The following is a 9768-nucleotide window of genomic DNA, read 5'->3' on the forward strand; positions in this document are numbered from 1 at the left end:
GCGTGGCGTTGTCGACCAGGTTGCGCAGCAGGATCTCCAGCAGCGCCGGGTCGCCGTCCACCGGCAGCGGCCGGGCAGGGGGCTCGGGCCAGTCGCAGCCCAGCTCGATGTGGCGGCGTTCGGCCAGCGGCAGCGTGTCGCTCATCACCTGGCCGATGATGGGCGCCCAGTCGACCGGGCGGCGCCGGGGTAGACCCTCGGCGGCTTCGACACGCGACAGCGCCAGCATCTGCGACACCAGCCGGTCCATGCGGGCGATGCCGGCTTCCAGCCGGCGTTCGGCGTGGTCGCGTTCGGCCGGGTCGTCGGTGTTGCGGGCCACGTCCCACTGCGCGCGCAGCAGCGCCAGCGGCGTGCGCAGCTCGTGCGCGGCGTCGGCGGTGAAGCGGCGCTCGCGCCCGCGTGCGGCCTCGATGCGTTCGAACAGCGCGTTCATCGCGCCGACGATGGGCAGCAGCTCGGCCGGCGTCTCCTCGGGCGGCAGCGGGCGCAGGCTGTCGGCGTCGCGGCCCTCCAGCTCGCCGGCGATGCGGCGCACCGGCTCCAGTGCGCGCCGCGAGGCCCAGGCCAGCGCCAGCAGCAGCGCCGGCAGCATCAGCAGCCAGGGCACCAGCTGGCCCGACAGCAGGCCCCAGATCAGCTCGTCGCGCTCTTCCTGGCGCTGCGCGGCGGCCACGCACCAGCGGCCATCGGCGGCCTGCTGGTAGTACACGCGCCAGGCGATGTCGTCGATGGTCATGTCGACGAAGCCGCTGGCGTCGCGCCGCCAGGGCAGGCGCACGCCCTGCTGGTCGTAGAGCAGCGGCTTGCCGTCGGCGTCCCAGGCGACCAGCGCCATGTCTTCCAGCTCGGCGGCGCCGGTGCCGCCGGCGGCCGGGGGCTGGAGTTCGATCTCGGTCAGATCGCCCTTGGCCGCCATGCCCGACAGCGCGCCGTGCACGGTGCCGGCCAGGCGGATCAGCTCGCCGTCGAACATCTCGTCGACTTCGGTCTGCGCGCTGTTGGTCGCGACGCCGACGGTCACGGCCCACAGCAGCGGCGCGGCCACCAGCAGTGCCACCAGCAGCCTGCGCTGCAGGCTCTGCGGTCGGCGGGCGGGTTTCAAGCCTCGTCCCCGTCGGCCGCGCCCAGCGCGTAACCGACGCCGCGCACGGTGCGCACGATGCCCGGGTCTATCTTGCGGCGCAGGTGGTGGATGTGCACCTCCAGCGCGTTGCTCTCGGGCTCGGCACCGCCCCAGTCGTAGAGCTTTTCCTGCAGCTGCGCCTTGGACAGCACACGCTGCGGGTGCATCAGCAGCACCTCCAGCAGCGCCAGTTCGCGCCCGCGCAGCTCCACCGCCTGGCCGCGCCACTGCACCTGCTTGGTGGCAGGGTCGTAACGCAGCGCGCCATGCTTCCAGACCGACTGCGCATGCCCGGCCGAACGCCGCGCCATCGCACGCAGCCGCGCCGCCAGCTCGGCGATCGCCACCGGCTTGACGAGGTAGTCGTCGGCGCCGCTGTCCAGGCCTTCGATGCGCTGCTCGATGCCGTCGCGTGCGGTCAGGATCAGCACCGGGCTCGCGACGCCGCGTTCGCGCCAGCGCCGCAGCCAGGTCACGCCGTCGGTTCCGGGCAGGCCCAGGTCGAGCACGACGGCGTCGTAGGGCGCGTCGCGCAACGCGGCGTCGGCCAGCGTGCCGTCGGCGAACAGGTCGACGGCATGGCCGGTCTGGCGCAGGCCGGCGCGCAGCGCGTCGCCGAGGTCGGGATCGTCTTCAACGATGAGCACTCGCATGGCAGCGGCCATTATCGGCCGCGCCTTGCTCAGTTCAGGTCCAGCACGCGCTCGACCTCGCGCCAGTCGACGATCTTGAAGTTCTGGGCGCCGTCGGGCAGGCGCTTGTGGCCGTCCTGCACGACCAGCGCACCGCGCGGCAGGGCGGCACCCAGCGGCGCGCTGGTGGTCTCCAGCCCGTCGGTCTCGGACGCACCGTCGATGCCGGCCTCAGCGTTCAGCCCGACGCGGAAGGCGCCCCGCACGCGCCACGGCGGCGCGGCTTCGGCCACCAGGTAGCTGTCGTTGCCCTGGCTGCTGACGACCAGCCAGCTGCGCCCGGCCTTGCGGTCGTGGTACAGCGCAAGCCCTTCGACGTCGGCCTGCAGCAGGCCGCCGACCTTCAGCACCAGCTCGAGCTTGGGCGCCGGCCCGGTGTCGGCCAGCGACAGCGCCCAGACGCCGCGGTCCTCCTCGCCGATGAACAGGCGCCCGGTCTGGTCGTCGGCGACGCAGCCCTCGGGCTGGGTCTGCAGCCTGAAACGCTGCACGACACGGCCGCTGAACTGCGGCCGGCCGTCGGCGCCGGCCGTGGCCTCGATGCGGATGCGCTCGACGCGCCCGTCCTTGTCGTTGACCAGCGCCTCCAGCCCGCCGGCCTGCGGCGCGTACAGGCAGGTGCCGTAGACATCGTCCAGCCCGGTGGTCACGCGCCCGGCGTCGGCCAGCGTCCCGTCGGCGGCGATCGTGAACACGGCCAGCGCCTTCTCGTCGCGCTGCGTCGCCAGCGCCAGGTCCAGCGTCAGCGCGCCGAAACGCAGGCCCTGGCGAATGTCGACGTTGTTCAGCCGGCCGGCTTCCAGCGCCTGGCGCTGGCGGCCGTCCAGGCCGTAGACGAACAGGCCCTGCTTCTTGTTCGTGCCCAGCACCAGCGACTTCGTGGCGTCGCCGGGGTGGACCCAGATCGCCGGGTCGTCGGCGGCGTCGCCGAAACGGGGCACCGGGTCGGTCTGGGCGACGGCGTGAACGACGGGCAGTTGCGTGCGTGCGGCTGGCGGCGCCCACGGCCGGCTGGTGCTGGACCAGCGGCCGTCTTTTTCGTCGCGCCAGGCCAGCAGCAGGCTGCTGGCGTCGGCGCTCGCGGCCAGCGCCTCGATCCCGCCGCGGGCGCCGGTGGGCTGCGGCTTGCCGGCGGTGCGCCAGCGGCCATCGCTTTCGCGCCAGAGCTGCAGCCGGCCGCGGCCGTCGACGGTTGCCAGCCCGCCGGGCAGCAGCGCCATCGCCTGCACGCCGCCACGCAGGGGGCCCAGCGGCCCGACCAGCGCCACCGCACGCCGGCGCGACGCGCCTTCGGCCTCGGCGCGGTAGGCCCAGACGCCGGCGTCTTCTTCCTGCGCGTACAGCCAGCCGCCGGCGTCGTCGACGCGGCAGGCCTGGGTCTGCGGCGGCAGCGCCAGCCGGCGCACCAGGCGCGCCGGGCCGGTGCCCAGCAGCCACTGTTCGGCCAGGCCGTCGTCGGCGACGACGAACAGGTGGTCCAGCCCCTGGCCGTCTCGGTACAGGCAGCTGGCTTCGACCGGGAAGGCGGGCGACTCGACCGCGCTGCGTGTCGTCAGCGTCATCGCCTGCGTGTCCACCGTCAGCGCCAGCGTGCGCTGGGTGTCGGCGTCGAGCACGACGGCGAGCGCGCCGTGCGGCGCCGGCCGGGTGTCCAGTTGCTGGCCGCGCAGCGCCAGGCGGGCGTGCTCGCGGCCGTCGGCGCCCAGCAGGCGCAGCGCCTTCTTGTCCAGCGCCAGCCAGGCGCCGTCGGGCAGCGCGGCGATTTCGCGTGCACCTTGCAGCGCCGCGGGCGGCGGCGGTGGTGCCGCCTGGGCCGCCGCGGCTGCGGCCAGCGCCAGCGTGGCGGCCAGGTATCGGGGCAGTCGCGCTACTCGCGTCATTGCAAGACCCACTTCAGGCTCAGGCGGACCGTGCGGCCATAGGTTTCGTACTGCGCGTTGCGGTCGGTGCGGCCGGTCGTCACCTCGTAGGCCTGGTCGGTGAGGTTCAGCGCCTCCAGGCCCAGCGACAGGTCGCGGCTCAGCGAGTATCGGGCCGACAGGTCCCACTGCGTCTGCGCCTTCACGTACAGGTCCTGGTCCTTGTCGGTGTTGTCGCCCACCTCCAGCAGGTAGCGCGACTTGTAGTTGGCCGCCAGGCGCAGGCTCCAGTCGGGGCGTTCGTAGCCGACGACGGCGTTGAACACGCGTTTGGACTGGCTGGGCAGCGGGATCGCCCGCGACACGCTGGCGCCGTCGTCGCTGCCGGCGATGTCGGCACGCGAGCTGGAGAAGGTGGCGTTGGCGCCCACGACCAGGCCGTTCCACGGCGCCGGCAGCTCGCGCAGCGCCTTCGAGTACGCGAACTCCAGCCCCGCGACCCGCGCCTTGTCGCCGTTGGCCCAGGTGATGGCCTCGTCGAAGTCGGCCCAGGCGCCGGTGCCGGCGACGTCGGTCTGGTACGAGAAGTCGCGGATGCGTTTGTAGAAGACGTAGGCCGAGACCACGCTGGCATAACCCAGCCCGCGTTCGACGCCGAGGTCGAGGTTGGCCGAGCGCAGCGGCTTCAGCTTGGGGTTGCCGAAGCTCGCTTCGTCGCCGTCGATCACGTAACCCGGGGCGATCTGGCCGAAGCTCGGGCGCACGACCGAGTTCGACCAGGCCGCGCGCAGCGTGGTGCGTGCGTCCAGATCGTGGCGCAGGTGCAGCCCCGGCAGCCAGTGGCTGTCGCTGCGGCGTGCGTGGATCGGCGCGAACTCGCCGTCGGTGACGCCGGTGCCGTCGGCCGTCATGCGCGTGCGTTCGTGGCGCAGCCCGGCGATGACATGGCTGCGGCCGAGGTCGAAGCCGGCCTGCAGATAGGCGGCGTCGACGTCCTCGTCGATGCTGAAGTCGTTGACGCGCGACTCCTGCTCGTCGACGAAGTCGCCCAGATCGGTGCCGCGCACCAGCGCGTTCAGCGGGCCGGCCGAGATCAGCGGGCCGAAGCTGCCCCAGGGGTAGTCGGCGCGGCCCGAGCTGAAGGCACTCAGGCTGCGCTGGGTGTCGCTCAGGTTGAACGGCGCTTCGTCGAAGTCTTCCAGCACCCAGGTGGTCTGGGCGCTGGTCTTCTCGCGCCGGCTGGCCTTGGCGCCGAACTTGATCTCGGTGTCGACGCCGGCGACTTCGAAGCCGCGCGCCAGGTCCAGGCGCAGGTTGTGTTCGCGGTCCTTCACCAGGCTTTTCTCGACCTCGATCTTGTCCAGGCTGTAGAGCGCGGCGTCGTCTATCGTGGCCGGCGCGATCAGGCGCGGGCGCAGGCGGCCGGTGTAGCCGACGCCGTCGAAGCTGTCCTCGGCCTCGAACTTGGCCTTGGCGATGTGCAGCGGCGTGTCCTCGCTCGAGCGGCTGGTGCCGGCCTCGGCCTTGAGCTTCCAGTCGCCGAAGCTCTGCGTCGTGCCCAGCACCAGCGAGCGGATGGTCTGGGTCTCCTTGCGGTCCTTCAGCTCGCGCGTCGATTCGGCCTCGCCCAGCGTGCCCGGGGTCTGGGCCTCGTCGAACTCGATCGAATGCGCCTGGCGCTGCTCGTCGTCGCTGAAGCGGCTGTGCAGATAGCGGGCGTGGTACTCGGTGCCGGCCTCGGGGCGGTACTCGGCATTCAGCGCCAGGCCGGTGCGTTCACGCGTGATGCGGTAGTCGCGGCGTTCGAACTCCTCGAGCGCGTCGCCGTCCCAGGCGCCGCCGGTCTCGACGTTGTCCGAGCCGAACTTGCGCACCTCGTGGCTGAAGCCCGCGGCCAGGCCCAGCTTGCCGTCGAGGAAGCGGTCGCTCCACAGCAGCGAGCCGTTGGGGCTGCTGCGCTCGGTGTTGGTCTCGTACGAGGCGCCCAGATCGGCGGCGATGAAACGCCCCGGGCGGTCGAAGGCCGAGACCGTCTGCACGTCGACGGTGCCGCCGATCGAGTTCGCGTCCTGCTCGGGCAGCAGCGTCTTGCTGACGGTCAGCGACCGCACCAGCGACGAGGGCAGCACGTCCAGCATCACCGCGCGCCGGTCGCGTTCGGGCGAGGGCAGCAGGCTGCCGTTGAAGGTGACGCTGTTCAGGTCCGGGCCCAGGCCGCGGATGCGCACGTAGCGGCCTTCGCCCTGGTCGCGCTCGATCGACACGCCGGGCAGACGCTGCAGCGCCTCGGCGGTGTTCTTGTCGGGCAGGCGGCCGATGCCGTCGTCGCGCACCACGCTGACGACGTTGTCAGCCGCGGCCTGGTCCTTCAGCGCGCGGTCGGTGGCCAGCGCCTGGCCGGTGATGACGATGGTCTCGACCGGCTGGGTCTGCGCGAATGCCGGCAGGGCGGCCGCCGCGGCGAGCGCGATCAGCGTGCGCGGCGTCTGCAGCCGCTGGAGGTGATGGGACACGGAAGACTCCTGAGGGGCCTGCGGCGCTCTGCTGGCGCCGATGGCGGTGGTGGGGTTCGGGGCGCACGGTAGGCAGCGCGCGTGTCGGTCCCGTGACGGTTGGCCGGCGACGCCGGCCTGCGGGCCGCAGCGCCGGCCCCGGCGAGCCATAGCGCCCCCGGGCGGCTGCCTCGCGGGGGGCGGTGGCGGTGGTGGCAAGGGCCTGCGCCGGTGAGCCGATCGGACCCCCGGGGCTTCACGACGCTGTCGGGCGGCGGCGCGCAGGACTTGGGCGTACCGGTGATCGGCCTCGCCGGCTGCCCGGCGCCGGCTGCGGCCTGCGAGCCGGCGGCCGCGCAGCACTCGTTGCCTTGACGGACGGACGGCGGCCCTTGGTCGGCCGCTGCCTTTCAGATGCGCATGCAGATCGCCGAGCCGGCTGCGCTGCAAGCCAGGATCTGTGCGATGTTGACCGCCGCGCGCCCTGGAAACGGCCACGCGCCGTAGTGCAGGCCCAGCGCTTCGCCGATCTGCGCCAACAGCCCGCAGAGCACGAATGACACCGTGCAGATCGGCGGCCACCACAGCGACGGCGTCGCGCCGTGCACGAGCAGGTTGATCGGCAGGTCGTGCAGCAACCAGCCGCTGGCGGCGAATGTGAGCAGTAGCGAGCCCTGGCGCCCCAGTCGTGGGCGCAGCGGCCGGTAGACCAGGGTCTGCAGCAGCGCGCCGTACAGGGGGTTCCAGTGCTGCCAGAACTGGCGCAGCGAAGCGGCGCCCATCGCGTCCACGAACCAACCGAACGGGCGCCCGGGGCGGGCGATGCCACGGGCCCGCAGCGCTCGGGCCAGGCTTCGGGACAGCGGTCGGTGGTCGGCGGGCATCGTGGTCTGGGTCGCCGGCATTCTCGGGGGACCGCTGTAGCGCCTGCGTGCTGGCCGACCCTGCGCTCGTCAGGTGGGGGGATGCGCCCGTGCTGACGCACGGCTGTCATCGGCGGCGGCTAGCCTCGCCGCCGATGCCGACCTCGCCCCGCTCCCTGCAACCGATGCTCGCACTCGCCGCGACCGTGCTGCTGGCCTTGTTCGCCACCTTCGCGCCGCCCAAGCCGGTGGAGAGCTGGCAGTGGCTGGACATCGCCGGCGAAGGCGGCACCGCGCTGATGGCCGGGCTCTGGGCCTGGCTGGTGCTGGGCAGCCGCCCGGGCGGGCGGGTGACGATGTGGCTGGCCGGCGGGCTGGCGGCGATCATGCTCGGCGCCTTCGCCGACTGCCTGGACGAGCTCTTCGTCGTCTCGCAGGCGGCGCTGCCGCTGGGCTGGATCGAGTCGACGCTGGCGCCCGCGGGCATGCTGGCGCTGACCTGGGGCCTCGTGCTGTGGCGCCAGGAGCAGGCGAGCCTCACCGAACAGCTGGAGCGCCGCGAACGTGTGTTCCGCGACCACCGCGCCTACGACCGCATCACGCAGCTGGCCGACGCCGCCTATGTGCGGCGCCAGATCGAGCTGGAACGCGGCGCCCAGCCGCAGCAGCCGTGTGCGGTGGCGATGCTCGAGCTGGCGCACTGGGACCAGTTGGAGCGCGAACAGGGCCGCGCCGAAGCCGACCGCGTGCTGCAGGCCGTGGCCCACCAGATGCTGCTGAACCTGCCGCCGCGCGATCTGCTGTGCCGCTACGCCGGCGCGCGTTTCGTGCTGCTGATGCCCGCTGCCGAGCTCGGCCCGGCGCGCCGGCGCGCACATCACCTGGCGGCAATGGTCGAGGCAATGCGTTTCCACGCCCGCGGCGCCGAGCAGCCGCTGGCGCTGTCGATGCGCAGCGTGGTCGCGCTGGCCGACGGCGATGCGCAGCTGCTGACCCGCCTGAACCGCGAGCTCGAGGCGCAGGACCTGGCCGCGGCACGCGCCGCGCACCCGGCCGCCGGCTGAGATGGCGACGTTGCGGCCGGCACCGGCGGGCGAGGACACGGCAGCCACGGTGCCGTTCACGCACCAGCCGGCGCTGGTGCTGGAGCTGGCGCGCGCGCAGGACCTGGACGTGGCCGCGATCCGCACCGCCGCCGGCCTGGGCGACGCACCGCCGGCGGTGCTGACGCTGCTGCAGTGGCGCGAGCTGCTGGCCGCGGCGCTGCGTGCCTTCGGCTCGGCCGAGGCGCCGTTCGTGCTGGGCCGCCACCTGCTGCCCGGCCACTACGGCGCTGCCAGCCATGCGCTGCGCGAATCGGCCAGCCTGCGCGACGCGGTCGAGCGCCTGGTGCGTTTCCAGCCGCGGCTGTCGCCGCTGCTGGTGCCGCGGCTGCACATCGAAGGCGGCCTGGCGGTGCTGTACTGGACCGACGCCTGCCGCCTGGGCGCCTTGCGCCCGGCGCTGGTCGAGATGCAGATGAGCGCGCTCGCCGCCTGCTGCCGCTGGCTCGCTGGCCAGCCGCTGCCCTGGACCTTCTGCTTCAACCGCGCCGCCGCGCGCCACGCCGAGCAGCACGAGGTGCACCTGGGCACGGGCTTGCGTTTCGGCTGCCAGCTCGACGCGATGCTGATCGACGCCCACTGGCTGGACACGCCCTGGCCAGCCGCCACCCACCCCGGCGCGGTGGCCGCCAGCCGTGCCGCCGAGCAGGCGGCCGGCGCCGAAGCCATGCCGCGCTCGCTGCTGGCCGCGCTCTACGACCTGCTGCTGGAACGTGTCTGCGAGCCGCCGTCGCTGGAAGAGGCCGCGGCCGCCTTCGGCTTCAGCCCGGCGACCTTCAAGCGCCGGCTGGCGCAGGACGGCACGCACTACCAGGCCGAACTCGACCTGGTGCGCCACCACGAGTGCCTGCGGCTGTTCCGCTTCGGCGGGCTGGACAACGAGGCAGCGGCGCGGCACCTGGGTTTCCACGACGCGGCGAATTTCCGCCGCTCGTTCAAGCGCTGGACCGGCTCGACCCCGGCGCTGCTGCGCCGCGGGCTGTTCGACTTCTCGCTCTGAGGCGTCGGTGGCGGGGAATCATCCCGCCTGATGATTCTCTGCGCCCACCGGAAATTATCTTTTGCTGACAGCGGCTTGCCGTCATGGCGCAACCGGATAGCAGTATCTCGTGACGCTTTGATGACGCCTGCGGGCATATTTTTCTTGGTTTCTTGTGTTTCCTCCCTTAACGCTTTTGGAGTATCCGCCGATATTGGTGGAGTTGTGTTGATCGCCGGCTTCCGGCCGGAATCCATGTCCCCGCTCCCGAATTCCGCCGCGCCGCCTTCGGCCGGCCCGAACCCTGTCCGTGCCGGCATCTGGTCGCCCGGCCTGCACCTGTTCCGCCGCCTGCGGCTGCGCGCCAAGGCGGCGCTGATCTGCGCCGTGCTGCTGGCGCCGCCGCTGGTGCTGGGCACGGCCCTGGTGCGCGGCGAACTGCAGCGTGCCGAGGCGGCAGCCGCCGAACGCGACGCGCTCGCGCTCGCCCGCCAGTTGTTGCCGCTGCTGCAGCAGGTGCAGGCGATGCAGGGCGCGGCGCGCGCCGTCGTCGCCGGCCAAGACGCCGCTGCCGCCTACCGCGACGCGCTGGCTGCCGCCCGTGCCGCGGCAGACGAGGCCGGCGCCGCGCCGGCCTCGTCTGCCGCGGCACGG

Annotated in this window: 7 protein-coding genes and 1 pseudogene; 3 read left to right on the forward strand and 5 right to left on the reverse strand. The window is 73.0% G+C overall.

The genetic code is table 11. From position 1 onward, the window contains the following. From CKO43_RS23765 to CKO43_RS23785, 5 genes are all read right to left on the reverse strand, one after another. Positions 1–1105: histidine kinase dimerization/phospho-acceptor domain-containing protein (locus CKO43_RS23765; protein ID WP_200380198.1), on the reverse strand; the 1105-nt coding region annotated here is incomplete at its 3' end. After that, on the reverse strand, positions 1102–1779 hold the full coding sequence (locus CKO43_RS23770) for a response regulator (protein WP_200232164.1): 678 nt from the start codon (positions 1777–1779) through the stop codon (positions 1102–1104). The genes CKO43_RS23770 and CKO43_RS23765, both read right to left, overlap by 4 nt. Before the next feature lie 29 nt (positions 1780–1808). Further along, complete coding sequence (locus tag CKO43_RS23775) at positions 1809–3698, reverse strand: phytase (protein ID WP_200380199.1); 1890 nt, start codon at positions 3696–3698, stop codon at positions 1809–1811. Beyond that, positions 3695–6190 (reverse strand): TonB-dependent receptor, encoded by a 2496-nt coding sequence (locus CKO43_RS23780; RefSeq protein WP_200380200.1) that lies wholly within the window; start codon positions 6188–6190, stop codon positions 3695–3697. The genes CKO43_RS23775 and CKO43_RS23780 overlap by 4 nt, the downstream gene beginning before the upstream one ends. Before the next feature lie 389 nt (positions 6191–6579). After that, positions 6580–7053: a hypothetical protein gene (locus CKO43_RS23785; RefSeq protein ID WP_200380201.1), complete on the reverse strand. Its 474-nt coding sequence runs from the start codon at positions 7051–7053 to the stop codon at positions 6580–6582. Positions 7054–7217: 164 nt separating this feature from the next. Here CKO43_RS23785 and CKO43_RS23790 point away from each other — a divergent pair, with 164 nt between their 5' ends. The 3 genes and pseudogenes from CKO43_RS23790 to CKO43_RS23800 form a co-directional block, all read left to right on the forward strand. Next, positions 7218–8096 (forward strand): GGDEF domain-containing protein, encoded by an 879-nt coding sequence (locus CKO43_RS23790; protein WP_242478201.1) that lies wholly within the window; start codon positions 7218–7220, stop codon positions 8094–8096. Between the two features lies 1 nt (position 8097). Then, on the forward strand, positions 8098–9135 hold the full coding sequence (locus tag CKO43_RS23795) for an AraC family transcriptional regulator (protein ID WP_200232170.1): 1038 nt from the start codon (positions 8098–8100) through the stop codon (positions 9133–9135). 234 nt (positions 9136–9369) lie between these two features. Continuing rightward, positions 9370–9768: pseudogene (locus CKO43_RS23800) on the forward strand (hypothetical protein); the annotation flags it as partial.

Source organism: Rubrivivax gelatinosus (genome assembly GCF_016583785.1).
Classification (GTDB): Bacteria; Pseudomonadota; Gammaproteobacteria; order Burkholderiales; family Burkholderiaceae_C; genus Rubrivivax; species Rubrivivax gelatinosus_B.